The following is a 25,698-nucleotide window of genomic DNA, read 5'->3' on the forward strand; positions in this document are numbered from 1 at the left end:
GAGCAATTGCGCCAAAAATTGTACTGATCAATTTATTTGCACAGATTGCGGTGGGTAATTTGTAGGAGTACTAAGAATTTTATAATTAAGCGGGAACTGGTCTTACAGAAAAATCACTCATATAAATGCTATGTGAGTGTAATTAAGGAAAGGTCTGTAGGAATTCAGGATGTAAAAAAATATGTTTATTGGAACTGAAGCAAACGATTTTTTTCCCGCTACGTCAGTCTCTACTTCGTCGTGGCAAGGGGTATTTCCTGAAAGTGCTGTGAGGGGGGGTTACCGCCTGTACCTAATTTTCCGGAAATTTCATTCAAACTATGTATGGACCCGGAAAGGTCTGAAAGGCTGCATAAAACTGGAAACATCCGACTTGGTGTTTTTTTGTAGGGCGATTCCTTTATGGTTGTGGGTTGGGTCTCTGCTTGCTGTTGCTTGGGGGGGAGCGCTATGCCAACTAGGAAACGACTAGGCTATTGTGCTTGCTCTGAATAATTCGAACAGCGAAATTGGACTTTCTTATGAATAAAGTGCTGATCGTGGATGATCATCCTGTCATTCGTCTTGCTGTGCGTATGCTAATGGAGCGTCATGGTTATGAAGTCGTTGCCGAGACTGATAACGGTGTCGATGCGTTGCAACTTGCACGGGAACATATGCCGGATATTGTCATACTGGATATTGGAATTCCCAAACTTGACGGACTGGAAGTTATTTGCAGGCTGTCCTCAACCAAACAACCTGCGCCGTTCAAGGTGTTGGTGCTGACGTCTCAAGCTCCCGGGCATTTTTCAATGCGTTGCATGCAAGCCGGAGCTGCTGGCTATGTGTGCAAACAACAGGATCTGACCGAGCTGCTCAGCGCGATCAAAGCCGTTTTGTCGGGCTACAGCTATTTCCCGAACCAGGCTTTGAACTCGGTGCGTTCCACTATGGGTAATGCCAGCGAGGCTGATATGGTCGAGCGTCTGTCGGGGCGTGAGATGATGGTGTTGCAGCAACTGGCCCGTGGTAAGACGAACAAGGAGATCGCTGACGGTATGTTCCTCAGCAACAAGACGGTCAGTACCTACAAGACGCGCTTGCTGCTCAAGCTCAATGCCCGCTCTCTGGTTGACCTGATCGAACTGGCTCAGCGCAACGGCCTAGTGTAGAGGAGGGTATAACACCCTACGTAGCCAGGGTGACCGGCAGAAAAAAGCCTCCGTCAGGGAGGCTTCCGGTGATCGACCGCTTGGTCAGAGGTCGAAATCGTAATCGGCCAATTGCTTTTGCAGGCGTCGCTCTTCCAGAAGATTGTCGATGGTGCGGCGTTTGCTCAGATTGGTCTTGGCCACTTCTGCAACAGGTGCATCAGTTCCATCGTCATCCGACTCCACAAGGTCGTCTTCGATTTCCAATTGTTCTTTGCCAGTGCTCATAAGGTTAACTCCAGGCTAAGACTGCCGTTGGCGCTCCTTATAACGATAATCCGCGGGCGGGTAAAAAAGATTTTTTCAATCGTGAGATGAAGAAAATCAATGATTCCTCAATCGTCGGATGTCTTGTCTTTGTATTCACACAAATCTTCGATCCGACAGCTCCCGCAACGGGGCTTTCGGGCTTGGCAGACGTAGCGTCCGTGCAGGATAAGCCAGTGGTGGGAATCAAGCAGGTAGGGCTTGGGCACGAACTTCATCAGTTGCTTTTCTACCTCCACCACGTTTTTCCCGCGAGCAATTCCGGTGCGGTTGCTGACTCGGAAAATATGCGTATCCACGGCCATGGTCAGTTGTCGAAAGGCGGTGTTGAGCACCACGTTGGCGGTCTTGCGACCCACGCCTGGCAGGGCTTCCAGTGCTTCACGGGTTTGCGGTACTTCGCTGCCGTGTCGCTCGATCAGCAAACGACAGGTCTCGATCACATTCTTGGCCTTGCTGTTGTAAAGGCCGATGGTCTTGATGTACTCCGACAGCCCCTCAACGCCCAGGGCATAGATTGCTTCGGGTGTATTGGCCACGGGAAATAACTTGGCTGTGGCCTTATTGACACCCACGTCCGTGGATTGAGCGGACAGGATCACCGCAATCAGCAGCTCGAACGGTGACGAGTAAGCCAGCTCGGTCTTGGGTTCTGGATTGTCTTCGTGGAGCCTGCGAAAAATTTCCAGGCGTTTTGCAGCATTCATGAGGCGAAATGTTCCTTGCAGACGGTCAGCGGGATGTCGAAGTGGAGAGCCCTGTGTGAGGCCCTGCGAGCGATAGTCCAAGCAGAATAAGCCTGACGGGCATCAATATGTGTCATGGCCGCGCCGAAAAGGCCAGCAAGGCCGGGTTCCGTGCCTGTTACAGCTCAGTCACCATGGTTATCCACCTGGCGTTGAGCTTCATCGAGCCTATGCTGTGCATCCGCCAGTTGCTGCGCGTCGGCCTGTTGGTCCTGGGCCTTCTTCAACTCGGCGCGGCGCATCGCCAGCTGGATCTTCGCGCGTTTAAGGTCAGCAGAATTGCGGTTGGGTTGTATGGCTACCGGAGCGCCACTGAACTCCAGCGCTGCCAGGGCCTGCTCCGCCGCCTCGAACTGCTGCTGGAGGACAATCAGTTGCGATTGTTGCTCAAACGTCGGCGGATGCCCAAAGGCTTTCAAGGATTTGTGCAGTTGGGCGCGGCTCATGGTTACATTGATCTTGGCCTTCTTCACTGCCGCATCACGTGCTGCTTGTGCTGCGTCTATCGTCGTTACTTCTACAGGCGCCGAGCGCTTGGGGCGGGCCAGGCGCTCGGCGAGTTTGTGTGCTTCTTCGCGCTGCAGGCGCGCGTTGCGTTGTTCGAAGCGGCGACGGGCGCGACTGCGTTTGACCTCGCGCTCAAGGCGTTCTTTATCATCGCTCGCCAAACCACCCACAAGCGCAACGACGCTGAGCGGCGCACGCATCTCGATGCAATCAACCGGACAGGGCGCCACGCAAAGGTCACAGCCGGTGCACTCGTCGATGATCACCGTGTGCATCAGCTTGGCGGCGCCGACAATGGCATCCACCGGGCAGGCCTGGATACATTTGGTGCAGCCGATGCACTCGGCCTCGCGGATGAAGGCGATTTGGGCGGGCCCGTCTCCTCGGCTGGTGTCCAGTTCCAGCATCGGCACGTTCAGCAATTGCGCGAGCCCAGCAATGGTCTCCTGACCACCGGGCGGGCACTTGTTGATCGCTTCACCCTTAGCAATTCCTTCGGCGTAAGGTTTGCAGCCTGGGTGCCCGCATTTACCGCATTGGGTCTGCGGCAGCAGCGCGTCGATACGTTGAATGAGGTTCATGCTGAGATCGTTGTCATGCCGGTTGATTAAACAAACAGAGCCTGATTATCCGGCAGGCAAGAAGGGAGGCTAGCTGCAAAGCCCCGTCGCCGAAACGACAGGGCTTGTTGTGCAGATTTACTTGATGCGCTGACCCGGCTTGGCGCCACTGTCAGGGCTGAGCAGGTAGATTTCTTCACCGCCAGGCCCCGCCGCCATCACCATGCCTTCGGAAATACCGAACTTCATTTTCCGCGGCTTGAGGTTGGCGATCATCATGGTCAGGCGACCATCGAGTTTGGACGGGTCCGGGTAGGCGCTCTTGATCCCGGAGAACACATTGCGCCGCTCATCGCCGATATCCAGCGTCAGGCGCAACAGTTTGTCGGCACCTTCCACCGCCTCGGCCTTAACGATGAGGGCAACGCGCAGATCGATGGCGGCGAAGGCGTCGAAATCGATTTCCGGGGACAGCGGGTCCTTAGCCAGTTCGCCATTGCCGGCCGGTGCGGCGTCGCCGGTGTCGGTCTGGCTGGCGGCCAGGTCTTCTTTCGAAGCGTCGGTCATGGCTTGTACCTTCACAGGGTCGATGCGCGTCATCAGCGGCTTGAACGCGTTCAACGGGTGGTTGGCGAGCAAGGTGGCGTGGTCGTTCCAGGTCAGGGGGGCGACATTCAAGAATGCCTCGGCATCGGCGGCCAGCAGTGGCAGCACCGGTTTGAGGAAGATCACCAACTGGCGGAACAGGTTGACGCCCGTGGCGCAGATCGCCTGCACCTCAGCTTCTTTGCCTTCCTGTTTGTTCAGTGACCATGGGGCTTTATCTGCGATCCAGGCGTTGGCGCGGTCGGCCAGGCCCATGATTTCACGCATGGCGCGGGCGAAGTCACGGGCTTCATAAGCATCGGCGATGCTCGGCGCGGCGGCCAGGAAGGCGTCGGTCAGCTCCGGTGCGGCATTCTCGGCCACCATCACGCCGGCATTGCCCTTGTGGATAAAACCGGCGCAACGGCTGGCGATGTTGACGACTTTGCCCACCAGGTCAGAGTTGACCTTCTGCACGAAGTCTTCCAGGTTCAAGTCCAGGTCATCGACGCCACGGCCAAGTTTGGAGGCGTAGTAGTAGCGCAGGTATTCCGGCGACAGGTGGTCCAGGTAGGTGCGCGCCTTGATGAAGGTGCCACGGGACTTGGACATCTTCTGACCATTGACGGTCAGGTAGCCGTGCACATTGATGCCGGTCGGCTTGCGGTAGCCCGAGCCTTCAAGCATTGCTGGCCAGAACAGGGCGTGGAAGTTGACGATGTCCTTGCCGATGAAGTGATACAGCTCGGCCGTGGACTCCTTGCTCCAGAACGCGTCGAAGTCCAGCTCCGGCGTGCGGTCGCAGAGGTTCTTGAAGCTGGCCATGTAGCCGATCGGCGCGTCCAGCCACACATAGAAGTACTTGCCTGGCTCGCCTGGAATCTCGAAGCCGAAGTACGGCGCATCGCGGGAGATGTCCCATTGCTGCAGCCCGGCATCCAGCCATTCAGCGATCTTGTTGGCCACGGCGTCCTGCAAAGTGCCGCTGCGGGTCCAGGTTTGCAGCATCTGCTGGAAATCCGGGAGCTTGAAGAAGAAGTGCTGGGAGTCCTTGAGCACCGGGGTGGCGCCGGAAATCGCCGACTTGGGATCCTTCAGGTCGGTGGGGGCGTAGGTGGCACCGCATTTTTCGCAGTTGTCGCCGTACTGGTCTTCAGTGCCACACTTGGGGCAGGTGCCCTTGATGAAGCGGTCGGCCAGGAACATTTTCTTTTCCGGGTCGAAATACTGGGTGATCGAGCGAGTTGCAATGTGGCCGGCTTCTTTCAATCGCAGGTAGATCTGGCTCGATAGCTCGCGGTTTTCTTCGGCGTGGGTCGAATGGAAGTTGTCGAAGTCCACCAGGAAATCGGCAAAGTCGGCGCTGTGTTCAGCCTGCACATTGGCGATCAGTTGTTCCGGCGTGATGCCTTCCTTTTCGGCGCGCAGCATGATGGCCGAACCGTGGGCGTCGTCCGCGCAGACATAAATGCATTGATTGCCGCGATGCTTCTGGAAGCGCACCCACATATCGGTCTGGATGTACTCAAGCATATGGCCAAGATGGATGGAACCATTGGCATAGGGCAGGGCGCTGGTGACGAGGATCTTGCGTGGCTCGGACATGGGGCTCGGCTACTTGATGAAACGGAGGTCGGCCACTATAAAGCGCCGGCAAATTTATTTCACCCCGTGGCGTTGTTTCAGCATCCTGCAAACTGTCGAAAGCATGCCGTTACGTGGCCGGAACGGTTAGGATAGCCGCCTGTTTCAGTCAGTCTTTTTCGGGAGTAGCCCATGAGCGCCGTGAATCGCGCAGCGGTGGAAGCCGTTCTTCGCCAGTACACCGACCCCTATTTGAACCAGGACCCGGTGAGCGCCGGCTGTGTGCGAGCCATCGAGGTCCAGGGCGATCAAGTCTCGGTCCAGTTGGAGCTGGGCTACGCCGCCGGCCTGTTCAAGAACGGCTGGGCACAGATGCTGCAGATGGCCATAGAAGGTTTGGACGGCGTACGTTCGGCCAAGGTCGATATTCAATGTGTCATCGCCGCGCACAAGGCGCAGGCGCAGATCCCGGGCTTGGCCAACGTCAAGAATGTGGTGGCAGTGGCGTCCGGCAAGGGCGGGGTGGGCAAGTCTACTACGGCGGCCAACCTGGCCCTGGCCCTGGCCCGCGAAGGCGCACGTGTGGGCATTCTCGACGCCGATATCTACGGCCCGAGCCAAGGCGTGATGTTCGGCATCGCCGAAGGCACGCGGCCGAAGGTCAAGGATCAGAAGTGGTTCGTGCCTATCGAGTCCCTGGGCGTGGAAGTAATGTCCATGGCGTTCTTGACCGATGACAACACGCCAATGGTCTGGCGAGGGCCGATGGTTTCCGGCGCGTTGTTGCAACTGGTCACCCAGACAGCCTGGGGCGACCTGGACTACCTGGTCATCGATATGCCGCCCGGCACCGGTGATATCCAGCTGACCCTGGCGCAGAAGGTGCCGGTGGCGGGTTCAGTGATCGTTACCACGCCTCAGGATCTGGCGCTGCTGGACGCGAAAAAAGGCGTGGAGATGTTCCGTAAGGTCAACATTCCGGTGCTGGGCGTCGTGGAAAACATGGCGGTGCATATCTGCTCCAATTGCGGTCATGCCGAGCATTTGTTTGGTGAAGGGGGCGGCGAGAAGCTGGCCACCCAGTATGGCGTCGAGCTATTGGCCTCGCTGCCGTTGTCGATGCTGATCCGCGAACAGGCTGATGGCGGCAAGCCTACGGTAATGGCTGAGCCTGTTAGCCAAATCGCCATGATTTATCAGGAACTGGCCCGCCATGTGGGCGCGCGGATCGTGCTGCAGGAAGCGGCCATGCCATCCATGCCGACGATCACTGTCAGCGAGGATTGAGGCGAGGAGGGGGCGATTACGCTTTTGCGCAATGTCTCATGTAAGCATTCGCTTACTTTTTCGTAAGCGAATGGTTTTTTTCCTCGCCCTGGGTGGCTAAAAAATGCGAAAGACTTTTCTATCTTATTGAAACATAACAATTATTTAGGGGTGTTCTGTTACGTCGGCGTGCTGGAGTGGATGTAGCATCCCGTTGAACTTCCCTTGGAACTCTCTAACATCAGTCCTGTGTCCACGGATTGACACGGCCATCAAGGAACGATGGTTAAAGGAATATCGCGGGATGCGATTCATCAGGATGATGAAAAGGAATAAAGGGACTAAGGAAAAAATGTGGGCGGGTCATACCGCCCCTTTTTTCGCCTGTAGAAAAGTAAAAGCAGGTCCAGGAAATGCAAAAAGGCCCGCAAGGGGCCTTTTGAGGAACGGTGAGGCTATCAGCGTTCGAGGTCGGCGATTTTGCCGGTCTTGCCATCCCACTCTTCGGCGTCAGGCAGAGCGTCTTTCTTCTCGGTGATGTTGGGCCAGATATCGGCCAACTCAGCATTCAACGCGATGAAGTTTTCCATGCCGGCAGGCACCTCATCTTCAGAAAAAATCGCTTGGGCCGGGCATTCTGGTTCACACAGGGCGCAATCAATGCACTCGTCCGGGTGGATGACCAGGAAGTTCGGGCCTTCGTAAAAGCAGTCCACCGGACAGACTTCTACGCAGTCGGTGTACTTGCACTTGATGCAGTTGTCGGTGACGACGAAGGTCATTTCTAATTTTCTCCTCAGGCGGCGGCAGCGAAACCCTTAATGGCAGGGCTCGCGAGGTTCGGGAGCGATAGTCTGCAGGCCAGGCTAAAAGCCAGCAGCATCCCAAACCGCGCGAGAGTCTACCAGTTTGCAGGCCTGTGCGTTATATCCGAGTCTTCAGTGCATATAACATTTCGAGTGCTTTACGCGGCGTCAGATCGTCCAGCTCCAGCTTGGCCAGTTCATCCAGCACGGGGTGGGGCAGGCTGGCGAAGAGATCGCTCTGATGTGGCGCGGCACTTTGTCGCTGAGTCTTGGCGGGACTGGCAACCGCAGTTTCGTGGGGTAACGCAGTGGTTTCCAGGCGACTGAGGTGTTCGCGGGCGCGGCTGATCACGTCGTTCGGCACACCGGCCAGTTGCGCAACAGCCAGGCCGTAGCTTTGACTGGCCGGCCCCGGCAATACATGGTGCAGAAACACGATACGCTCGTTGTGCTCGGTCGCGTTCAAGTGCACGTTGGCCACCAGCGGCTCGCTTTCCGGCAGTACGGTCAGCTCGAAATAGTGGGTGGCGAACAGCGTGTAGGCGCGTAAATGTGCCAAGCGCTCGGCGGCGGCCCAAGCCAGGGACAGCCCGTCGAAGGTGCTGGTGCCGCGACCCACTTCGTCCATCAGCACCAGGCTGCGTTCGGTAGCGTTATGCAGGATATTGGCGGTCTCGCTCATTTCCACCATAAAGGTCGAACGCCCACCGGCCAGGTCGTCGCTGGAGCCGATCCGGGTGAAAATCCGGTCTACCAGGGACAGCTCGCAACTGGCCGCCGGCACAAAACTGCCGATATGCGCCAACAACACGATCAACGCGGTCTGGCGCATGTAGGTGGATTTACCGCCCATATTCGGGCCGGTGATCACCAGCATGCGGGTATCGTCATCCAGCGACAGATCGTTGGCGACGAACGGCGTGGTCAGCACCTGCTCCACCACCGGGTGACGCCCCTGCACGATGCGCATGCATGGCTCGCTGACGAACCTCGGACAGTTGAGGTCAAGGTTGAGGGCGCGTTCGGCCAGGTTGCTCAACACGTCCAGTTCCGACAACGCTGCAGCCGTGTCTTGCAGCGGCGCCAGTTGGCCGATCAAGTCTTCGAGCAGCGCCTCATACAGCATCTTTTCCCGCGCCAAGGCTCGGCTTTTGGCTGACAGTGCCTTGTCTTCGAACTCCTTAAGCTCCGGGGTGATAAAGCGTTCGGCACCTTTAAGCGTCTGGCGGCGCTGATAGTCGATCGGTGCCTGCTCGGCCTGTTTGCTGGGCAGCTCGATAAAGTAGCCATGCACGCGGTTGTAGCCGACCTTCAGATTGGCCAGGCCAGTGCGGGCTTTTTCGCGGGCTTCCAGGTCGATAAGGAATTGCCCGGCGTTTTCGCTCAGGGCTTGCAACTCATCCAGTTCGCTGTCGTAACCGGTCTTCAGTACGCCACCGTCACGGATGATGGCCGGCGGGTTATCGATGATGGCTTTTTCCAGCAGCGCCGCCAGTTCCGGGTAGGTGCTGGTGGTCACGGCCAGTTGTTGCAGGTGCGGCGCGTCCAGTTCCGTCATGGCTGCTTGCAATTGCGGCAGGGCGCCGAGCGCATCGCGCAGGCGCGCCAGGTCGCGCGGGCGCGCATTTCGCAGGCCGATCCGCGCCAGAATGCGCTCGATATCGCCGATTTCCTTGAGCTGCGGCTGCAGCTTTTCAAAGCGGTAACCATCCAGCAGGCAGGTGATGGAGGATTGGCGTGCTTGCAGCACCTTCAGATCCCGCAGCGGACGGTTCAGCCAACGGGTCAGCAGGCGGCTGCCCATGGCGGTCTGGCAACGGTCGACCACCGATTGCAAAGTATTGTCGCGCCCGCCGGCCAGGTTGGTGTCCAGCTCCAGGTTGCGACGGCTGGCGCCATCGAGCACCACGGTATCGTCCAAGCGTTCGTGGCGCAGGCTGCGCAAGTGCGGCAGGGCGGTGCGCTGGGTTTCCTTGGCATAGCTGAGCAGGCAACCGGCGGCGCCGATGGCCAGGGTCAGGGTTTCGCAACCGAAGCCTTTAAGGTCTTGCACGGAGAATTGCTGGCACAGGCTCTTGAGCGCCGAGTCACGCTCGAAATCCCACGGCGCGCGACGTTTGGTCCCACGCCGTTTTTCCGCCGGCAAATCCTTGGGCCAATCGTCCGGGATCAGCAACTCCACGGGATTAATGCGCTCCAGCTCCGCCAGGAGGTTCTCCCAGCCCTTGATCTCCAGGACTGTGAAATTGCCGCTGGTGATATCCAGCACGGCCAGGCCGAACAAGCGCTCATCCCCCAGCACCGCCGCGATCAAGTTATCGCGACGCTCATCCAGCAGCGCTTCATCACTCACCGTACCCGGCGTAATGATGCGCACCACCTGACGTTCCACCGGGCCTTTGCTGGTGGCCGGATCGCCGATCTGCTCGCAGATCACCACCGACTCGCCCAGCTTTACCAGCTTGGCCAGATAGCCTTCGAGGGAGTGGTAAGGAATCCCACACATCGGAATTGACTGCCCCGCCGACTGCCCGCGCGCGGTCAGCGTGATGTCCAGCAACTTGGCAGCCTTCTTCGCGTCTTCGTAGAAGATCTCGTAGAAGTCGCCCATGCGGTAGAACATCAACTGATCAGGGTGCTGGTTTTTCAAGCGCCAGTACTGCTGCATCATCGGGGTGTGGGAGGACAGATCGGACGTGTTCTTACTCATCAGATAGTTAGCAAATTCGTTGAAAGGAGTGGGGCAAAGGTGGGGCGCTCGGCCCTGCTTATTGCAATGGCCGCAAGGTTAACATGTGAAGTCGGCGCTTCGCAGGTTGCAAACCGGTGTACAAAACGCAGAGACGCTGCCCCTGATACAGCGCGACCTGTGCATAAAATATGCAAATTAGCATTTGCCAAGCTGCAAAACACCCGGCACTATCGCCGTTATGCAAAAACGCAACGTTTCTATCGTATTAAGAGAATTGCTGGACCGCGACCGGATCTCCCCAACGGAGCTTCACCGGCGTACCGGTGTGCCTCAGTCCACGCTGTCTCGGATCCTCAGCGGCAAGATTGTCGATCCGTCTGACAAGCATATCTCCCGCATTGCCGAATACTTTGGCGTGAGCACCGACCAACTGCGCGGGCGCGTGGCCGTAGGCGCTGCGCGGGACGACGGGCGCGACCCGATGCATTCGGAACTCAAGGACATAAGCCTGTGGGACGACGACACCCCTATCAATGACGATGAGGTGTCGATCCCCTTTCTGCGCGAGGTTGAATTGGCTGCTGGATCAGGAAGATTCGTCATCGAGGAAAGCGAGAAAGCCAGCCTGCGTTTTGGAAAGCGCAGCTTGCGACACAATGGTGTGCAATTCGACCAGGCCAAGTGTGTGACGGTGCGCGGCAACAGCATGTTGCCAGTGCTGCGCGATGGCGCAACCGTCGGGGTCAATGCGGGCAAGAGCGGCATCGGCGATATCGTCGATGGCGATCTGTATGCCATCAATCACAATGGCCAATTGCGGGTCAAACAGCTCTATCGCCTGCCATCCGGGATTCGTCTGCGCAGCTTCAACCGCGACGAGCATCCGGACGAGGACTACAGTTTCCAGGAAATCCAGGACGAGCAGATCAGTATCCTCGGCCATGTGTTCTGGTGGGGCATGTACGCGCGTTAACCCAATTCAGTAGGACAAAACCCGCCAAGCAGCGGGTTTTTTTTCGCCTGCCAAAAGCCAGTAACCCCTTGAATCACCAAGCCAAAAATGCACATGAGCATATCCTGAGTGAAAATAAATGCATTTACGCATTGACTGTATATGCATGCATGCATATTCTTCATCTCAAGCCAGCCAACAAGGCCTGGTGGAGGCGGCAAGGATGCTGCCAAGGATGACAAGGAAGGCACGCAACATCGGCAAGGACGCCATCACAGCGATGGCAGGGATGCCAGGCAATACCGGCAAGGATGCCGACGCTCTTTAGTGACACCGCTTTACAAGAAACAGGCAGCGATGAACCGGCCTTAACGGTTCAGAGGGTTGGCAACTGACCCGGGTGTGCAGCGTAAAGCACCAGAAGCAGTTATCCGGCAGACAGGGATCGTGGTCGGAAAAACATTGAGGAAAGAACCGTACCGCGCCAGTAGCGCCGAAGGTTCGAGGACAGCATTACTGAAAAGCCCGGGCAACCGGGCTTTTTGGAATGCCTACCTATAAATGGATTTACCCGGAAAACCGGCATTCAGCCGGCATTGCTCAGCCAGGAGGCGTGACATGACAAACGAGCAGCAAGCGTTAGCGGAAATGCCTATCTGGCTGGTGATTGCACTGGCCTTGATCGGCGGGGTATCCGGCGAAATGTGGCGTGCCGACAAGGAGGGCGCCCGCGGTTGGTCGTTGATCCGGCGCCTGGCCTTGAGGTCTGGCGCGTGCATGGTGTGCGGGGTTTCGGCCCTGATGCTGTGTTACGCCGCCGGCATGTCGATCTGGACAGCCGGTGCCATCGGCTGCCTCACCGCCATGGCGGGGGCCGACGTAGCCATCGGTCTTTATGAACGCTGGGCGGCCAAGCGTATCGGGGTCAACCAGACGCCGACTTCGCGGCCCGATCAGCAGTAATTGCTGCAAGGACGCGACCCTATGACACTTATCGAAAAACCTTCCCAACTGCCCATCGCGATCGCAGAAACGCTCAAGCTGGCGTTCCCGCACCTGCGGGTGGGCAATCACCAGGATTTCAACGGCGCCACGGATGCCAGCGGCATTTTGATCGGCGTGGAGCGTAACGGCCCCGGAATACGCGCCTTGGACGGGCGTAAGGCGCATGCCTTGTCGGTGTCTCTCAAAGTCACGGTTGCCAGCGGTGCGGCGCCCTTTGACGCCTGCGACTTGGCCAGCCAACTGATGGATCTGGCCCTAGACAACCGCTGGGGGCTGCCGGCCGAACAATGCGACCTGCCCATGGCCATTGTGGCAGCACCCTCCGTTCTGGGCTCCAGCGAAACGGACTACGACACTTGGACGGTGTCCTTCAGTCAAACGCTCTATCTGGGGCCGCCGCTGCTCGAAGATCCTACGGGTAAACCGATGTTTGCCTGCACCTGGGAAGTCTCGAATATCGACGATCCTGATCAATATCGAGCTCTGCAGGAGTAGACCATGTTCGACGCGTTACTACGCATGCATCTGGGGCCGATCATCGAGCGCCTGGCGCAAATGGAGGCCCAGCTCGAAGACCTGTACCGCCGTTCCGACAGTTTTTGTCGGATTGGCGTATGTGAGGACGTCGATGCCGCCAGCCACACATGCAAGGTTCGGCATGGCGATTTGCTCACCCCGGCCATTCATTTTTTCAACCCCAGCGCCGGTGCGCAGACGGAAACCCGCATCCCATCTGTGGGCGAGCAATGCCTGCTGCTCAACTATGCAGGTGGAGAAGGGGGGACGCAGTCCGTGGCCTTGTTCGGCCTCAATAGTAGTCAGTTTCCGCCTGTCTCCCGTGTGGCGACGTTGACGCGTCGCCTTTATCAGGACGGCACGCAAAGCGATTACGACGATGCCACTCACCTGTTCAATTGGCGCAACGGACCCACCACCGTCACGGGCTCACGGGAGCAGGTCGTCGCACAGGTCGGCGCCGCCAGCCTGGTACTGACGGCCGACAGCATCGCCCTGCAATTGGGGGCTACCGGCCTGCGGCTGGATGCCGGCGGGGTGCATTTAAGTGGCCCGGTGGTGGATCACCAGGGCCGTGTGATCAGCAGCGCATAAGGATTTGCCATGCTCGGAATCGATAGAAACACCGGGGCAGCCGTGGATGACTGGCTGCAGTTCGTACAGCGCGCCACCCGAGCGCTGACCACTCCCATAGGCACTCGCCAGAAGCGCCCGCTGTACGGTTCGATGATCCCGCAGCTGCTTGGTCAGAACCTGGGCGACGACCTGCTGATCCTCGCCCAGAGCCATGCCGCGCACGCGTTCTACAACACCCAGAATGGCATCGCGGATTTTCAACCCGAGGTCATCGTCGCCACGCGGCAAGGCGCTGGTTTGTTGCTGCGTTTTGCCGGCACCTGGAAAAACCGTCAACAAACCTTCGAGGTCGTGACATGAGCATGTTGATCCCCGGCCAGAACCAACTGGCGGAGCCGGCGCTTATTGCCGTGGAGGCGTTCGAGCCATTGTTGGCGGAATTCAAGGCGTTCGTCATCGATTACGTGGCCACCCGTGCGCCGCAAAGCGCGCCCAAACTCAAGGCCAGTCTGGACAATGAAAGCGAATTATTGACCCTGGCCCTGGAAGCGTTTTGCGTACGCCTGCAAACCCATGAACGCAAGTACAACGCCCGTATCAAGCAGATGCTGGCGTGGTGGGCAACCGGCAGCAACTTGGATGCACGCCTTGCCGACATGGGGCTGGAACGCCAAGTCCTCGACCCTGGCGACCCGGCCGCATTCCCGCCGATACCACCCATTCTGGAAAGCGACGACGATGCCCGTCTGCGCTACTACCTGGCACCCCATGCACCGGCGGCAGGCTCGCGGATGCAGTATCGACGCGAGGTCTTCACCCTGGGTGAACGGCCGTCGGTCAAGGTGCAGAGCGCCACTCCCGGCGTGGTTACGGTCAGCTACACCTTCGACCCGGACGGCTACGCGGCCCAAGTCAAGGATGGCAATGCGCGGCGCACCGCTCCAGGCGAAGTCATGGTCACGGTACTGTCCAGGGAGGGCGACGGCAGCGCATCCTCCGAATTGCTTGACGGCGTGCGACGACATTTCGCACGGCCGGATGTAAGGCCGGAAACCGATCTGGTCAGCGTGCAGAGTGCGCAGATCCTGCCGTACAAAATCCGCGTCGTGGCCAAGATCAACGCCGGGCCGGATTCCGGGTTGACCCAAGTGGCGGCTCAACGCCTGCTGCAAACCTACGCCGACTCCTGCCATCGCCTCGAAGGACGCGTCGACCCCAGTTGGATCGACTACGCCATTCACAGTGCGGGCGCGGCGCAGTTGCAGATTCTCGAACCTCTGGAACCGATCATCACCACAGCCTTCCAGGCCCCTTATTGCACCGGTGTCGAGGTGGAGGTGCGCACGCTATGAGTGAAAGCAAAGCGAGCCTGTTGCCGGCCAATAGCTCAGCACTGGAGAAAGCCCTGGACCTGGGCTTCGGCACCCTGCTGGACCGCGTCGTACCGCCGTTTCCCGCGCTGATGAACCCGCTGCAAACCCCCGTCGAATTTCTGCCGTACCTGGCCGCCGACCGGGGTGTCAGCGAATGGAATACCCAAGCCAGCGAAACGGAAAAACGCCTGACCGTGGGGCTTTCCTGGCAGATCCAGCGTCAGGCGGGCACGCCCAAGGCGTTGAACCATGCGGTGGAGTCTTTGGGTTTTACGCCCAATATCAGCGCCTGGTATCAGCAGCGGCCGCTCGGCGTGCCGTACACCTTTGACGTGCAGGCAATTGTGGGGCGCAGTTGGTCCAGCGGTGACCACAACCGGCTGATTCGGCGTATCAACGCGGCCCAGAGCGAGCGTGATCAGGCCACCATCACCATTGTCCACGAGACCTTGGGCGGCCTTTCGATCAGCAGCGCGCTCGACCCGCCGTTGAGTGACAGTGAGTTTTCCCTGCGGGGCGCTCTACCCGAAACAGTGCTGGGCGCCCGGCTTACCCAAACCGGCGCAGTCCTGCACTACACCATTAACGACTACGACCTCAGGGCGCAGCCATGACAGATGACATTACGCGCCTGGTGCGCTTCACCGCCAAGGGATTGGATGAAGTGCTGCAGGCAAAGAACCAGGGTTTGAAAGGTGAAATCACCCACATTGGCGCCGGCACCGGCCGCTACAACCCGGACGGCAGCGAAGTGGCCTTGCGCGACGAACGCCAACGGGTCGCCATCGTGGATTACGAAGACCTGGGCAATCACCAACTCAGGATGGCCGCGCTGTTTGACGGCGACGGGGAATATGAAATTGGCGAGTTTGGCTTTTATCTCGCCAGTGGGACGCTGTTGGCGGTGTATTCCGTCGCAGGCAAGTTGCTGACGTATAAAGCGGCGGCGGCTCGAATGCTGCAGAAGTTTACGCTGGATGTTTCGCCGTTACCGGGGGATAGCGTGGTGATTGTGGTGGGCGCTGAAAGTCTCAACATTCTTCTCTCAGAAGAGTTGGCTTCACTTTCCGCAGCCTGCATTGACAATATGACGCGTGGTTTGAATGTCGTATTCCGCGTTATGGCGCTCGAGGCTAAAACGACTTAGCATCGATGTCGGCTTGGGATATTAAGAGGCGTCTAATGCGTTGATGTGAAGTATCTAGGGAAGGAAAAAATATGGAGTTCCAAATATGAGTACTGAACAGCAGCTAGTCGCAGTTGTAAGTGCGGCAAATAGATTGACAAATACAGTTGAGAATAAATTGGGTGAAATTGATAAGGCCCTTGCCGATGCTAGAGAAAAATACGAATCTCAGATTTCGGGCTTGACACGCAAAATTCCACGATTGGCAGTTACTAGAAACTTCCATATGGCACCTGATACCACGGGCGCCCTAATAGATGGGTGGTATGTTCATTCGCAAGTAACAGCGACAAAAACTCGGACAATTACTCAGTTATCTCAGTCGGCTGGACGCTCACAAGCTGACGTGGATTTCATGCGTCAGGTTCAGGCGGATGTCAGCGAGCAGTTCCCAGGCTTCGATATTTGGGCCGCTGAATATTGGCGAAATCCGATTAATGTCTGGCAGATGAAATGGTCGGAGGGAAGTGTCAGTCCTTGGTTGGCGTTTCCTTGCTCCATCGATACTGGGAGACTAAGCGGAGCAACGCCCGTTTCTCTCAATACACACATGACTGCCGCTGCTTTTGTGCGAGTCGTAGAGGGAGCTGTTGACGGGACTTGGACTACCGGAAACGAGAAAGGTAAGTGGCGCTGGTGTTCTTTAGGGATGGATCCCGCGGGCTTCTTTTCCCACTACATGCATGTTCATCCGATGCGGATCTCCAATTCAGGGTTGATCGAAGTTATGCTTGCTGGTGCCTGCACAGGTGTCGTTAATCACCCAGTTGACTGGGGAACAATGTTGGCTTTGGGATAAGGGGATCATTGATGAAACCAAAATTCTCGTTGGCGGAAATTCACCCACTAATTAAGTGGACCATAATCCGTAAGGCTCGGGATGCCGATTTGGCGGCCAGCGACTATGCCGCGATGCCTGATTATCCCATTGCAGATCAAGACCGCCCCGTCTTCTTGGCTTATCGCCAAGGGCTTCGCGATCTCCCGGACCAAGGCAGCGACCCGGACGCGGTCGAGTGGCCATCTAAACCGTCCTTTCTCAAATAACCTCACCGCGAAAGCGGTTTTTTTTCGCCTCCCCAAAGCCCCTCCTCAAGGGGCTTTGGCGTTCTCAACCCGGAGAAACCCACCTATGCCTACCCGCCAAACCTACACCGTCCTCATCCCATTCCCTACCGGAGGCGGCCATTGGTCCACCGTTGGCCAGGAACTGGAACTGCTGGACATCGAAGCATCCGCCCTGCGCACCGCTGGCCGTCTGGAACTGACCAGCGTCCTTAACTCCACCCCCAAGAAGGCTGAATAACCATGGCTGAGGTTCTGAACTTCGAGCACAACGGTATTACCGTCAATGCCACCGAATCCCCCGAGGCCATGGGTGGCCTGGGTGATAACGTCATCGGTCTGGTCGGCACCGCGCCGAACGCCCATGCGTCGATTCCAAAAAATGCGCCGTTTCGCATCAATAGCTTCAGCACCCAGGCGCTGCTGGACACCACCGGTGCCGAGTCGGGCACGTTGTTCCACGCCGTCTACCAGATTCTCAAAGTGGTGAAGGTGCCGGTCTATGTGGTGATCGTCGAAGAGGGCGCCACTGCGGCCGATACGCTCAACAATGTGATCGGCGGTAACGACCCGGTCACCGGCCGCAAACTGGGCCTGGCCGCACTCGCCAGCGTGCCTGAAGACCTGACCATCATCGGCGCCCCCGGCTTCACTGGCACCAAGGCCGTGGCCGGCGAGTTTGCCTCGTTCGGCAAGCGCATCAAGGCGCGTGTCGTGCTCGACGGCAAAGATGCCAGCGTCGCCGACCAAGTGGCCTATAGCGGCGAACTGGGCGGCGCCGACCTGGGTTTCGACCGCTGCCTGCTGGTGCACAACATGCCGTCGGTGTACTCCAAGGCGGCGAAGAAAAACGTGTTTCTGTCGCCGTCGTCTCTGGCGATCGCCGCGCTGGCCAAGGTCAAGCAGTGGGAGAGCCCGGGTAATCAGGTGACATTCGCCGAGGACGTTTCCCGCGTGGTCGAGTACAACATCCTCGACACCTCCACCGAAGGCGACCTGCTCAACCGTTATGGCGTGAGCTACTACGCGCGCACCATCCTCGGCGGCTTTTCGTTGCTGGGTAACCGTTCCATCACCGGCAAATTCATCAGCTATGTCGGCCTGGAAGATGCCATCAGCCGCAAACTGGTCAAGGCCGGCCAGAAAGCCATGGCCAAGAACCTCACCAAGTCCTTCATGGATCAGGAGGTCAAGCGCATCAACGACTGGCTGCAAACCCTGGTCGCCGACGAAACCATTCCCGGCGCCAGCGTGTACCTGCACCCGGAGTTGAACAGTGTCGAGAAGTACAAAAACGGCACCTGGTTCATCGTCATCGACTATGGCCGCTACGCGCCCAACGAACACATGATTTATCAACTCAACGCCCGCGATGAAATCATCGAGCAGTTCCTGGAGGACGTTCTCTAATGTTTACCAACCGAGTCAGACAGGCCATTGCGGCCACCCTCCAAGGCCTGCCGTTGTCCGCGACCGTGGAAGAGTTCACCCCGCCGAAGATCGAGTTCGACATGGAACCCATGTCCGGTGGGCGCTTTATCGCCGAGGAAATGGCCAAGAGCGGCAAGGTGCTCAATGCCACGCTGGTCCTCCAGGGTGCCGGTCCTGAAATCATGCTGGCGCTGGGCGTGCGCATGGGTGACGACATCCTGCTCAACGTACGTGAAGCCGGTCAGGACCAGGACGGCAAGACGTATTTCACCTACCACACCGTCGGCGGCAAGCTCAAATCCCTGGATGAAGCGAAGCTGAAGATGGGCGACAAGGCGCTCACCACGCTGGAGTTGTCCTGCCGCACCTACAACCGACTGGAAAACGGCATCCCGGTGATCGACATCGATGTGCGCACCCAAAAATTCGTGCTCAACGGCGTCGACATCCTGGGCGATGCGCGCCGCGCTGTGCTGATGCCTTAAACCCCTGGGGGCGGGTGCGCTCGCCCCTTGCTTGAACAAGGAATTGCCCCATGGCCTGGATGCCACCGCTGCATAGGTTGCTGTCTGCAATCACCGCCGACACCGGCGCGACGATCGAGCAGGTGCAACTCAAACCGCTGTACTACGCCGCGCAAAAAGACGCGCTGGCCCGGGCCGGTGACGACGAGGACGATCAGTTCTTTGAACTGGCGAAACTCGCCACCGGCCTGTCGGAAAAAGAACTCGACCAGCTCAAGCGCCCGGACTACGTGTCTATCGCTCAGTACGTACACGAGATGTCGACGCGACCTGCTTCATTCTTTCTCAACGAACCTCAGCAGTCGTCCCACGACCTGCCCATCCAACTGCTATTGCCCCTGGACGCAGCCGGCCGAACCCTGAATGAACTGCCCCTGGAAATGCCCGCCCTGCGCGCCACCAAAGTGATGAAAAAACTCGCCACCAACAAAGAACGCGCCGAGTTCATCACTGCCCATTGCACCGGCTTGATGATCCCGGATCTCGCGGGGTTGACCGTGCCGGACTGGACAGAATTGCAGGAGCGCATCGACGATTTTTTAAATCAACCGGCGGACTTCTTTCGGAACGCGACATCGACGTGATCCTCGATGTGGTGCCGCTGGTTTACTCGGTAAACGAAGCGGAAATTCTCGACTGGGACGCCGCAAAAGCACTGCGCCGCTACGACATTGCGATCACTCGCCTTGGGGTTAAACAGGAGTAAAGCGAGATGCAAGAGACTCAATATGCGACCCGGCTCGCGGTGCAAGACAACCGCTGGATGCTCGGTGACGCGGATCTGGGCAGTGTGCTCGCACCGTTCTCTGCAAGCTTGGCCGCGCCTGAACGCGAGGCTCCATCACCGCAATCGACGCTCAGCTCGGCGCTGGTTACCGTCAGCGTGGACCTGAATGCGTTGACCCTGGAGCAGGTACGGTTGCGCGAGACGCTGGAGACGCTCAACACGACGTTGTTCATCACCGGCGCTGCCCTGACCGCCCCGGCCCTGAGCCCCGCGACCAGTGAGACGAAGAAAACGCCGGAAGAAACAAAGCCTGCCGAATCCTCCGCCACTCAATTGCTCAAGTGGGCCGTTGAAGGCTTGGCGGATTCGTTCAGAACCAAGGTTTCAGACAAGGTGCTTGAAGCGACCTTGGGCAAGATCCCCCGCATCGGCGCGGTGTTTAAGGGGGCCGGCAAGGGCGGTGACGCTTGCTGCGCGGGTGTCAGCGAGGCGCTGCGGGGGCGTAAGCGTTATGGGCCCAACAAGTCATCTGGGAAGAGAGGGCCAGGCAAGCCTACGTTCATGAAGTCAAGGCGCAGTCCCCCCCGAACCTCTTTGAGTTTGTTCGCCACGGTGCGCAGCCTCTTCGAGAAGGTAAGCAAGGTCTTCGAAGGTCCGCGCCTGGGGTTCAATGCCTCGACGATTGCTCCACGCACAGCGGCCCCTTCGAGCCTGGCTGGCGCCGCGACCCGACTGGAATCATCCGTCGTGCGCAGGCTGGGCCCGCTGAAGTACGTCGACACCGCGATGGCCGTCGTGCAAGGCGTGCGCCAGGGCGATGCAAAAGCCGTTGGCAGTGGCCTGAGCACCGCCGGTGGCGCCTGGGCTGGCGCATCGGCCGGGGCTGCACTTGGCACGCTGGTTTTTCCCGGTATCGGTACCGCCGTCGGTGGTGCAATCGGTGGCTTGCTGGGCAGCGAAGCGGGCAGTTGGCTCGGTGACAAACTGTTCAGTTCAAGTGATCGCTTGCCCGCGCCGAATGCCTTGAGCAAGGAACTCAACAGTGCTCGCACCGACAACATCCAGGTCACGATCTCGCCGAGCATCCAGATCACTGGCGTCAACCCCGCCGATGCCCAGCAAGTGGTCAACCAAGTGCTCCAGGCCCTGCAATTCCAATGCATGCCCATGGTGACCGATTCCCTCGGTATTCGACGCAACGCGGCATTGGCCGACCCCGGAGGTGATTGATGCGACAACAGATGGTATTGGGCGATTTTATCTTTGGTCTCTCACGAGGTTTTGCCTACGCCACGCTCACCCACAGCAGTTACGGGGGCTGGAGCAACCTGGAAATCATTGCCAGCAAGCCGCAGTCCCGTCAGAGCGGTCAGGCTCTGGAGAAACTCACGTTCGGCGGCACGGCAATGTACGCCGTAGGTATGCAGCGCCTGGACGAGTTACGCGCCTTGCAGAATGCGCGGGCACCGCTGCCGCTGGTCGACGGGATCGGCCGGAACTGGGGGCTGTGGCGCATCAACGCCGTGGTGGAAAACCAAAGCCATGTGATCGACGACGGCACCGCCATGGTCATGTCCTGGAGCCTTGAATTGGAGGAGTTCGTCAATGCGTAGAGTGCGAAGTATTGCCGGGGATTCAGTCAACCTGCTGCTGTACCGCGAGTTGGGGCGCTGTGACGACGCTGCTGAAGAAACCCTCTGGCGCCTGAACCCCGAACTGGCCGAGCACGGGCCGGTATTGCCGGCGGGCGTGTGGGTGGTGGTGCCGGAGTTGCACGCCCGGCCAGCGGCTTTGCGGCCGATTTCGGCCTGGGATTGAGGAGGCCATATGACACAGGGATTCACCCCGGTCGTTGAGTTCTACGGTGCCAATGCGGCATTGCTTAACCAACGGTTGATGCACTGGAGCCATACCGATGCCGCCGGTATCCAGACCGACCGACTGGAACTCACGCTCAATACCGAGGGCCTGGAAGGGTTGCCGAGCTTGAGCGGCAAGATCGGCATGCGGGTCGGCTATCAGGAGTCGGGCCTGGTGGAGAAGGGCGAATTCGTCATCACGCAGCGAACCCCGGTGCTGTTTCCGATGCGCCTGATGATCGTCGCCACCGCCGCACCTTTCAGTGCTGCGGACCCCAGCCATTACCGGCAGCGTCGCTCCGCCAGTTACGGGCCTACCACCCTGGGCGCGCTGTTTCGTCAGTTAGTCAGCCGGCATGGCTATTCACCCCGGGTGGCACCGGCGCTGGAAGGCATTCCGATTCCCCATATCGATCAATCCAACGAAAGCGACATGGCGTTTATCACGCGCCTGGCCAATCGCTATAGCGCCATCACAAAACCGATCAACGAACTGTATGTATTGGCGGAAGCCGGCAAGGTTCACTCCCTTTCCGGCCAGCCTCTGCCGGATGTGACGTTATCCGTGACCCAGGACAACCGGCCCGGTGACCAAGCGTTCATCACAGCCAGGCTCGACGAACAATCGCGCTCTAAGTACATGGGGTGCCGTGTGACCTGGTGGGATGCCGCCGGGGGCAAACAGCACGTCGTGCAAGTCGGCATTGCGCCGTTCAAAACCTTGCGCCAACGCTGCCAGAACGAAGCCGAAGCCCGCGCTGTGGCCGAAGGCGAACTGCGGCGCGTGGGCCGTGAAGGTTTGAAATTACAGATCGATTGTCCAGGCAACCCGCTGCTCGCCGCTGAAGGGTTGCTGCTGCTGGATGACAGCTGGCCGTCCTATATGCAAGGGCGCTGGTCGATCACCCAAGTGACCCATGTGGGTGACCCGACGACGGGGTATCGCAGTTCGATTGTGGCGGGCGGGTTGTCGATCTAGACCTTCTTACAGAGTAGAAATCATGCTGATTACGCTTGCCCAACTTGTCCACGTCATGCCAGCAGCCCGCCTCGTAGCGGGTGTTTTTTTGCCCGCCATAAATGCTGCGATGGAACGGTACGCTATCGACACCCCCCAACGCATCGCTGCCTTTCTCGCTCAGATCGCTCACGAATCCGGCGAGCTGCAATACCTGCGCGAATTGGGCAGCCACCAATACCTGAGCAAATACGACACCGGCAGCTTGGCTGCGCGCCTGGGCAATACGCCCGAAGCGGACGGTGACGGTCAGAAGTATCGGGGCAGGGGGCTCATCCAGCTTACCGGCCGTCGAAACTATATGACGTGCAGTCGGGCGCTATTCGGCGACGATCGCCTGTTGGCACAGCCTGAACTGCTTGAGCAGCCCCGGTGGGCGTGTGAGTCGGCGGCTTGGTATTGGGCAAGCAATGGTCTGAACGCGTTGGCCGACAAGGATCAATTCACCACGATTACGCGCCGCATCAATGGTGGGCTCAATGGTCTGGAGCAGCGCATGCAGCTGTGGGCGCGGGCGAAGGCAGTGTTATGCGGTTCTTAACGTCCTACCGTTTGCTCGGCTATTTCCTGCTGGTGGCGATGGCGGCGGGGCTGGCCTGGCAGGTGCAGGTCTGGCGGTATGAGGCGCAGATCCAACGGTTGGCGACGATACATGCCCGGGAGCTCGATCAACAACACCAGTTGGCCGTGCGTCAACAACAGGCCGAACACGACAAGCGACTGGCCCTGGAGCAGAAGCTCAGCGCCAACGATCAACAACACGCGCAGGAGTTAAGCGATGCACAACGTCATCAGGCTGCTTTGCGTGATCGCCTGGCCACTGCTGATGTGCGGTTGTCAGTCCTTCTCGACACCCGCGACCCCGCCAACGGTAGTGCAGTGCCAGCCCCCACCACCGCCAGCGGCCTGGTTCATGCAGCCCCGCGAGCCCGACTTGACCCGGCGCATGCTCAGCGAATTATCGCCATCACCGACGACGGCGATAACGCCCTGATTGCCTTACGAGCGTGCCAGGCCTACGTGCAAACCATCGCCCGTTAGCATCTTGATGCAGCCTGTGGCTTGCGTGCGCGATCGGCTCCTGTAGGGTAGGCGAACGCCCGCCCACTCCAGGAGACGACCGTGAACGAGATCACTCAACTTGCCGCTGAACTGGGCCGCCGCCTGCAGGTGCTCAATGCACATGTCACCACGGCAGAGTCCTGTACCGGTGGCGGCATTGCCGAGGCTATTACGCGGATTCCCGGCAGTTCAGCCTGGTTCGAGGCCGGTTATGTCACCTACTCCAACCGGCAGAAGACTCGACAGTTGAATGTTCCCGACGAGCTGTTTGCCAAGGTAGGGGCCGTGAGTCAGGAAGTGGTGGAGGCGATGGTGCGCGGCGCCCAGGAGAAAAGTCTGGCGCGATTCGCCGTGGCGGTCAGTGGCGTGGCAGGGCCGGATGGTGGTTCGCCGGAAAAACCGGTGGGTACCGTTTGGCTGGCGTTCGGCGTGGGGGATGAGGTTACGGCGCAGCGCGAGCACTTCAAGGGCAACCGTGACGAGGTCCGCCGACAAACGGTCAAGGCCGCGCTGGAGGGCTTGTTGCGACGAGCTGCAGTAGAAATAGAAAAACAGGGGTAGGCGATCTCCGATCTTTGTGGAACAATACTGTCTACTTATACAGGTGTTGGCCGTCAGGCCTTATTGATTACGTGAGGACTTTAATGGACGACAACAAGAAGAAAGCCTTGGCTGCGGCCCTGGGTCAGATCGAACGTCAATTCGGCAAGGGTGCCGTAATGCGTATGGGCGATCACGACCGTCAGGCGATCCCGGCTATTTCCACTGGCTCTCTGGGTCTGGACATCGCACTCGGCATTGGCGGCCTGCCAAAAGGCCGTATCGTTGAAATCTATGGTCCTGAATCTTCCGGTAAAACCACCCTGACTCTGTCGGTGATTGCCCAGGCTCAAAAAATGGGCGCCACCTGCGCGTTCGTCGATGCCGAACACGCCCTGGATCCAGAATACGCCGGCAAGCTGGGCGTCAACGTTGACGACCTGCTGGTTTCCCAGCCGGACACCGGTGAGCAGGCCCTGGAAATCACCGACATGCTGGTGCGCTCCAATGCCATCGACGTGATCGTGGTCGACTCCGTGGCGGCCCTGGTACCCAAGGCTGAAATCGAAGGCGAAATGGGTGACATGCACGTGGGCCTGCAAGCCCGTCTGATGTCCCAGGCGCTGCGTAAAATCACCGGTAACATCAAGAACGCCAACTGCCTGGTGATCTTCATCAACCAGATCCGTATGAAGATCGGTGTGATGTTCGGTAGCCCGGAAACCACCACAGGTGGTAACGCGTTGAAGTTCTACGCTTCGGTCCGTCTGGATATCCGCCGTACTGGCGCAGTGAAGGAAGGCGACGAGGTTGTCGGTAGCGAAACCCGCGTCAAAGTGGTGAAGAACAAGGTAGCTCCACCTTTCCGTCAGGCCGAATTCCAGATTCTCTACGGCAAGGGCATCTACCTGAACGGCGAGATGATCGACCTGGGCGTGTTGCACGGCTTCGTCGAGAAATCCGGCGCCTGGTATGCCTACAACGGCAGCAAGATCGGTCAAGGCAAGGCCAACTCGGCCAAGTTCCTGGCGGATAATCCTGATATCGCCGCTGCGCTTGAGAAGCAAATTCGCGACAAGCTGCTGACTGCCGCGCCAGACGTGAAAGCTGCCGCCAACCGTGAACCGGTTGACGAGATGGAAGAAGCCGACACCGACATCTGAAGCAAACGATGACTGTTGTACTGGATACACTCGTCGCCGTTAGGCGCACTGCAATGGACCTGCTCGCTCGCCGCGAGCATGGTCGAGTCGAACTGACGCGTAAATTGCGCCAGCGCGGCGCAGAGCCCGAGATGATCGAAGCCGCTCTCGACCGTTTGACGGAGGAGGGCCTGCTTTCCGAATCCCGTTACCTGGAAAGTTTTGTTTCCTACCGAGCCCGGTCCGGCTACGGTCCTGCACGAATTCGCGAAGAACTGAGCCAGCGCGGTTTGCAGCGTAGCGATATCGACCTTGCTTTGCGTGAGTGCGATATCAACTGGCAGTCGCAACTGGAGGATACCTGGCGTCGCAAGTTCTCTGGTCATCTACCGATTGATGCCAAGGAGCGTGCGAAACAAGGTCGATTCCTGAGCTATCGCGGGTTTTCAATGGATATGATCAGCCGTTTGCTCAGCGGTCGAGAGATGGACGACTGAGTAACGCAGATTCGTTCCG

32 protein-coding genes are annotated in these 25,698 nt (G+C 58.6%); 26 read left to right on the forward strand and 6 right to left on the reverse strand.

Annotation, left to right across the window (positions count from 1 at the left end; genetic code table 11):
* The first annotated feature begins 521 nt into the window (after window positions 1-521).
* Window positions 522-1,154: a response regulator transcription factor gene (locus tag ACFZPT_RS09150; protein ID WP_034096139.1), complete on the forward strand. Its 633-nt coding sequence runs from the start codon at window positions 522-524 to the stop codon at window positions 1,152-1,154.
* Between the two features lie 84 nt (window positions 1,155-1,238).
* On the opposite strand, the gene ACFZPT_RS09155 is transcribed toward ACFZPT_RS09150, so the two are convergent.
* From ACFZPT_RS09155 to metG, 4 genes are all read right to left on the reverse strand, one after another.
* Complete coding sequence (locus ACFZPT_RS09155) at window positions 1,239-1,421, reverse strand: PA3496 family putative envelope integrity protein (protein WP_034096140.1); 183 nt, start codon at window positions 1,419-1,421, stop codon at window positions 1,239-1,241.
* Between the two features lie 107 nt (window positions 1,422-1,528).
* On the reverse strand, window positions 1,529-2,167 hold the full coding sequence (nth, locus tag ACFZPT_RS09160) for an endonuclease III (protein WP_034096141.1): 639 nt from the start codon (window positions 2,165-2,167) through the stop codon (window positions 1,529-1,531).
* A 164-nt stretch (window positions 2,168-2,331) separates the two neighbouring features.
* Window positions 2,332-3,294 carry an electron transport complex subunit RsxB gene (rsxB, locus tag ACFZPT_RS09165; RefSeq protein WP_034111966.1) on the reverse strand — a complete coding sequence of 321 codons (963 nt, stop codon included), beginning with the start codon at window positions 3,292-3,294 and terminating at the stop codon, window positions 2,332-2,334.
* A gap of 117 nt (window positions 3,295-3,411) precedes the next feature.
* On the reverse strand, window positions 3,412-5,463 hold the full coding sequence (gene metG / locus ACFZPT_RS09170) for a methionine--tRNA ligase (RefSeq protein WP_034096143.1): 2,052 nt from the start codon (window positions 5,461-5,463) through the stop codon (window positions 3,412-3,414).
* A gap of 171 nt (window positions 5,464-5,634) precedes the next feature.
* Between metG and apbC the strand changes: the two genes are divergently transcribed.
* Window positions 5,635-6,729: an iron-sulfur cluster carrier protein ApbC gene (apbC, locus tag ACFZPT_RS09175; RefSeq protein WP_379555099.1), complete on the forward strand. Its 1,095-nt coding sequence runs from the start codon at window positions 5,635-5,637 to the stop codon at window positions 6,727-6,729.
* A 437-nt stretch (window positions 6,730-7,166) separates the two neighbouring features.
* Here apbC and fdxA read toward each other — a convergent pair whose 3' ends face one another.
* Complete coding sequence (gene fdxA / locus ACFZPT_RS09180) at window positions 7,167-7,490, reverse strand: ferredoxin FdxA (RefSeq protein WP_034096145.1); 324 nt, start codon at window positions 7,488-7,490, stop codon at window positions 7,167-7,169.
* Between the two features lie 142 nt (window positions 7,491-7,632).
* Window positions 7,633-10,224 (reverse strand): DNA mismatch repair protein MutS, encoded by a 2,592-nt coding sequence (gene mutS / locus ACFZPT_RS09185; RefSeq protein ID WP_047881571.1) that lies wholly within the window; start codon window positions 10,222-10,224, stop codon window positions 7,633-7,635.
* 220 nt (window positions 10,225-10,444) lie between these two features.
* Between mutS and ACFZPT_RS09190 the strand changes: the two genes are divergently transcribed.
* The 24 genes from ACFZPT_RS09190 to recX all read left to right on the forward strand — a co-directional run bounded on the left by ACFZPT_RS09190 (window position 10,445) and on the right by recX (window position 25,679).
* Window positions 10,445-11,179 carry an XRE family transcriptional regulator gene (locus ACFZPT_RS09190; protein ID WP_080761400.1) on the forward strand — a complete coding sequence of 245 codons (735 nt, stop codon included), beginning with the start codon at window positions 10,445-10,447 and terminating at the stop codon, window positions 11,177-11,179.
* 597 nt (window positions 11,180-11,776) lie between these two features.
* On the forward strand, window positions 11,777-12,121 hold the full coding sequence (locus tag ACFZPT_RS09195) for a phage holin family protein (RefSeq protein WP_034096148.1): 345 nt from the start codon (window positions 11,777-11,779) through the stop codon (window positions 12,119-12,121).
* A gap of 21 nt (window positions 12,122-12,142) precedes the next feature.
* The gene (locus tag ACFZPT_RS09200; RefSeq protein WP_047881569.1) at window positions 12,143-12,658 is read left to right on the forward strand and encodes a hypothetical protein; all 516 of its coding nucleotides are present in this window, start codon (window positions 12,143-12,145) and stop codon (window positions 12,656-12,658) included.
* A gap of 3 nt (window positions 12,659-12,661) precedes the next feature.
* On the forward strand, window positions 12,662-13,273 hold the full coding sequence (locus ACFZPT_RS09205) for a phage baseplate assembly protein V (protein ID WP_047881568.1): 612 nt from the start codon (window positions 12,662-12,664) through the stop codon (window positions 13,271-13,273).
* Between the two features lie 9 nt (window positions 13,274-13,282).
* Entirely contained in the window at window positions 13,283-13,615 is a 333-nt protein-coding gene (locus ACFZPT_RS09210; protein WP_047881567.1) for a phage baseplate protein, read from the forward strand.
* Window positions 13,612-14,607 (forward strand): baseplate J/gp47 family protein, encoded by a 996-nt coding sequence (locus ACFZPT_RS09215; protein ID WP_034096152.1) that lies wholly within the window; start codon window positions 13,612-13,614, stop codon window positions 14,605-14,607. The genes ACFZPT_RS09210 and ACFZPT_RS09215 overlap by 4 nt, the downstream gene beginning before the upstream one ends.
* Window positions 14,604-15,242 carry a phage tail protein I gene (locus ACFZPT_RS09220; protein WP_047881566.1) on the forward strand — a complete coding sequence of 213 codons (639 nt, stop codon included), beginning with the start codon at window positions 14,604-14,606 and terminating at the stop codon, window positions 15,240-15,242. Before ACFZPT_RS09215 ends, ACFZPT_RS09220 begins: the two co-directional genes overlap by 4 nt.
* Window positions 15,239-15,775: a hypothetical protein gene (locus ACFZPT_RS09225; RefSeq protein WP_099312739.1), complete on the forward strand. Its 537-nt coding sequence runs from the start codon at window positions 15,239-15,241 to the stop codon at window positions 15,773-15,775. The genes ACFZPT_RS09220 and ACFZPT_RS09225 overlap by 4 nt, the downstream gene beginning before the upstream one ends.
* An 85-nt stretch (window positions 15,776-15,860) precedes the next feature.
* Window positions 15,861-16,613 (forward strand): hypothetical protein, encoded by a 753-nt coding sequence (locus ACFZPT_RS09230; protein WP_082136129.1) that lies wholly within the window; start codon window positions 15,861-15,863, stop codon window positions 16,611-16,613.
* Window positions 16,614-16,624: 11 nt separating this feature from the next.
* Window positions 16,625-16,861, forward strand: coding sequence for a tail fiber assembly protein (locus ACFZPT_RS09235; protein ID WP_379555095.1), 237 nt, complete (start codon window positions 16,625-16,627; stop codon window positions 16,859-16,861).
* Window positions 16,862-16,946: 85 nt separating this feature from the next.
* Window positions 16,947-17,120: a hypothetical protein gene (locus ACFZPT_RS09240; protein ID WP_169867413.1), complete on the forward strand. Its 174-nt coding sequence runs from the start codon at window positions 16,947-16,949 to the stop codon at window positions 17,118-17,120.
* Window positions 17,121-17,122: 2 nt separating this feature from the next.
* Window positions 17,123-18,289, forward strand: a complete 1,167-nt coding sequence (locus tag ACFZPT_RS09245; RefSeq protein ID WP_034096156.1) for a tail protein — start codon at window positions 17,123-17,125, stop codon at window positions 18,287-18,289.
* Window positions 18,289-18,795 carry a phage major tail tube protein gene (locus tag ACFZPT_RS09250; RefSeq protein WP_034096157.1) on the forward strand — a complete coding sequence of 169 codons (507 nt, stop codon included), beginning with the start codon at window positions 18,289-18,291 and terminating at the stop codon, window positions 18,793-18,795. Before ACFZPT_RS09245 ends, ACFZPT_RS09250 begins: the two co-directional genes overlap by 1 nt.
* Window positions 18,796-18,845: 50 nt before the next feature.
* Window positions 18,846-19,418, forward strand: coding sequence for a phage tail assembly protein (locus tag ACFZPT_RS09255; protein WP_034096158.1), 573 nt, complete (start codon window positions 18,846-18,848; stop codon window positions 19,416-19,418).
* Window positions 19,415-19,540: a hypothetical protein gene (locus ACFZPT_RS09260; protein ID WP_010212704.1), complete on the forward strand. Its 126-nt coding sequence runs from the start codon at window positions 19,415-19,417 to the stop codon at window positions 19,538-19,540. Before ACFZPT_RS09255 ends, ACFZPT_RS09260 begins: the two co-directional genes overlap by 4 nt.
* A gap of 6 nt (window positions 19,541-19,546) precedes the next feature.
* Window positions 19,547-20,791 carry a hypothetical protein gene (locus ACFZPT_RS09265; RefSeq protein ID WP_034096159.1) on the forward strand — a complete coding sequence of 415 codons (1,245 nt, stop codon included), beginning with the start codon at window positions 19,547-19,549 and terminating at the stop codon, window positions 20,789-20,791.
* Window positions 20,791-21,174: a phage tail protein gene (locus ACFZPT_RS09270; RefSeq protein WP_034096160.1), complete on the forward strand. Its 384-nt coding sequence runs from the start codon at window positions 20,791-20,793 to the stop codon at window positions 21,172-21,174. Before ACFZPT_RS09265 ends, ACFZPT_RS09270 begins: the two co-directional genes overlap by 1 nt.
* The gene (locus tag ACFZPT_RS09275; RefSeq protein WP_034096161.1) at window positions 21,167-21,379 is read left to right on the forward strand and encodes a tail protein X; all 213 of its coding nucleotides are present in this window, start codon (window positions 21,167-21,169) and stop codon (window positions 21,377-21,379) included. The genes ACFZPT_RS09270 and ACFZPT_RS09275 overlap by 8 nt, the downstream gene beginning before the upstream one ends.
* A gap of 9 nt (window positions 21,380-21,388) precedes the next feature.
* Window positions 21,389-22,399, forward strand: a complete 1,011-nt coding sequence (locus tag ACFZPT_RS09280; RefSeq protein ID WP_034112075.1) for a contractile injection system protein, VgrG/Pvc8 family — start codon at window positions 21,389-21,391, stop codon at window positions 22,397-22,399.
* Window positions 22,400-22,421: 22 nt separating this feature from the next.
* Window positions 22,422-22,979: a glycoside hydrolase family 19 protein gene (locus tag ACFZPT_RS09285; protein WP_034096163.1), complete on the forward strand. Its 558-nt coding sequence runs from the start codon at window positions 22,422-22,424 to the stop codon at window positions 22,977-22,979.
* Window positions 22,967-23,479 carry a lysis system i-spanin subunit Rz gene (locus tag ACFZPT_RS09290; protein ID WP_034112077.1) on the forward strand — a complete coding sequence of 171 codons (513 nt, stop codon included), beginning with the start codon at window positions 22,967-22,969 and terminating at the stop codon, window positions 23,477-23,479. Before ACFZPT_RS09285 ends, ACFZPT_RS09290 begins: the two co-directional genes overlap by 13 nt.
* A gap of 81 nt (window positions 23,480-23,560) precedes the next feature.
* Entirely contained in the window at window positions 23,561-24,061 is a 501-nt protein-coding gene (locus ACFZPT_RS09295; RefSeq protein WP_034096165.1) for a CinA family protein, read from the forward strand.
* Between the two features lie 83 nt (window positions 24,062-24,144).
* A complete protein-coding gene (recA, locus tag ACFZPT_RS09300; RefSeq protein ID WP_034096166.1) occupies window positions 24,145-25,203 on the forward strand; it encodes a recombinase RecA in 1,059 nt (352 codons plus the stop codon).
* A gap of 8 nt (window positions 25,204-25,211) precedes the next feature.
* Window positions 25,212-25,679 (forward strand): recombination regulator RecX, encoded by a 468-nt coding sequence (gene recX, locus ACFZPT_RS09305; protein ID WP_034096167.1) that lies wholly within the window; start codon window positions 25,212-25,214, stop codon window positions 25,677-25,679.
* Window positions 25,680-25,698 lie beyond the last annotated feature (19 nt).

It is taken from the genome of Pseudomonas sp. MD330_10, assembly GCF_042610415.1.
Taxonomy (GTDB): Bacteria; Pseudomonadota; Gammaproteobacteria; order Pseudomonadales; family Pseudomonadaceae; genus Aquipseudomonas; species Aquipseudomonas rhodesiae.

Coding starts and splice junctions, on each gene's coding strand:
- ACFZPT_RS09150 (WP_034096139.1), top strand. CDS start 522: ATGAATAAAGTGCTGATCGTGGATGATCATCCTGTCATTCGTCTTGCT.
- ACFZPT_RS09155 (WP_034096140.1), bottom strand. CDS start 1,421: ATGAGCACTGGCAAAGAACAATTGGAAATCGAAGACGACCTTGTGGAG.
- nth (WP_034096141.1), bottom strand. CDS start 2,167: ATGAATGCTGCAAAACGCCTGGAAATTTTTCGCAGGCTCCACGAAGAC.
- rsxB (WP_034111966.1), bottom strand. CDS start 3,294: ATGAACCTCATTCAACGTATCGACGCGCTGCTGCCGCAGACCCAATGC.
- metG (WP_034096143.1), bottom strand. CDS start 5,463: ATGTCCGAGCCACGCAAGATCCTCGTCACCAGCGCCCTGCCCTATGCC.
- apbC (WP_379555099.1), top strand. CDS start 5,635: ATGAGCGCCGTGAATCGCGCAGCGGTGGAAGCCGTTCTTCGCCAGTAC.
- fdxA (WP_034096145.1), bottom strand. CDS start 7,490: ATGACCTTCGTCGTCACCGACAACTGCATCAAGTGCAAGTACACCGAC.
- mutS (WP_047881571.1), bottom strand. CDS start 10,224: ATGAGTAAGAACACGTCCGATCTGTCCTCCCACACCCCGATGATGCAG.
- ACFZPT_RS09190 (WP_080761400.1), top strand. CDS start 10,445: ATGCAAAAACGCAACGTTTCTATCGTATTAAGAGAATTGCTGGACCGC.
- ACFZPT_RS09195 (WP_034096148.1), top strand. CDS start 11,777: ATGACAAACGAGCAGCAAGCGTTAGCGGAAATGCCTATCTGGCTGGTG.
- ACFZPT_RS09200 (WP_047881569.1), top strand. CDS start 12,143: ATGACACTTATCGAAAAACCTTCCCAACTGCCCATCGCGATCGCAGAA.
- ACFZPT_RS09205 (WP_047881568.1), top strand. CDS start 12,662: ATGTTCGACGCGTTACTACGCATGCATCTGGGGCCGATCATCGAGCGC.
- ACFZPT_RS09210 (WP_047881567.1), top strand. CDS start 13,283: ATGCTCGGAATCGATAGAAACACCGGGGCAGCCGTGGATGACTGGCTG.
- ACFZPT_RS09215 (WP_034096152.1), top strand. CDS start 13,612: ATGAGCATGTTGATCCCCGGCCAGAACCAACTGGCGGAGCCGGCGCTT.
- ACFZPT_RS09220 (WP_047881566.1), top strand. CDS start 14,604: ATGAGTGAAAGCAAAGCGAGCCTGTTGCCGGCCAATAGCTCAGCACTG.
- ACFZPT_RS09225 (WP_099312739.1), top strand. CDS start 15,239: ATGACAGATGACATTACGCGCCTGGTGCGCTTCACCGCCAAGGGATTG.
- ACFZPT_RS09230 (WP_082136129.1), top strand. CDS start 15,861: ATGAGTACTGAACAGCAGCTAGTCGCAGTTGTAAGTGCGGCAAATAGA.
- ACFZPT_RS09235 (WP_379555095.1), top strand. CDS start 16,625: ATGAAACCAAAATTCTCGTTGGCGGAAATTCACCCACTAATTAAGTGG.
- ACFZPT_RS09240 (WP_169867413.1), top strand. CDS start 16,947: ATGCCTACCCGCCAAACCTACACCGTCCTCATCCCATTCCCTACCGGA.
- ACFZPT_RS09245 (WP_034096156.1), top strand. CDS start 17,123: ATGGCTGAGGTTCTGAACTTCGAGCACAACGGTATTACCGTCAATGCC.
- ACFZPT_RS09250 (WP_034096157.1), top strand. CDS start 18,289: ATGTTTACCAACCGAGTCAGACAGGCCATTGCGGCCACCCTCCAAGGC.
- ACFZPT_RS09255 (WP_034096158.1), top strand. CDS start 18,846: ATGGCCTGGATGCCACCGCTGCATAGGTTGCTGTCTGCAATCACCGCC.
- ACFZPT_RS09265 (WP_034096159.1), top strand. CDS start 19,547: ATGCAAGAGACTCAATATGCGACCCGGCTCGCGGTGCAAGACAACCGC.
- ACFZPT_RS09270 (WP_034096160.1), top strand. CDS start 20,791: ATGCGACAACAGATGGTATTGGGCGATTTTATCTTTGGTCTCTCACGA.
- ACFZPT_RS09275 (WP_034096161.1), top strand. CDS start 21,167: ATGCGTAGAGTGCGAAGTATTGCCGGGGATTCAGTCAACCTGCTGCTG.
- ACFZPT_RS09280 (WP_034112075.1), top strand. CDS start 21,389: ATGACACAGGGATTCACCCCGGTCGTTGAGTTCTACGGTGCCAATGCG.
- ACFZPT_RS09285 (WP_034096163.1), top strand. CDS start 22,422: ATGCTGATTACGCTTGCCCAACTTGTCCACGTCATGCCAGCAGCCCGC.
- ACFZPT_RS09290 (WP_034112077.1), top strand. CDS start 22,967: ATGCGGTTCTTAACGTCCTACCGTTTGCTCGGCTATTTCCTGCTGGTG.
- recA (WP_034096166.1), top strand. CDS start 24,145: ATGGACGACAACAAGAAGAAAGCCTTGGCTGCGGCCCTGGGTCAGATC.
- recX (WP_034096167.1), top strand. CDS start 25,212: ATGACTGTTGTACTGGATACACTCGTCGCCGTTAGGCGCACTGCAATG.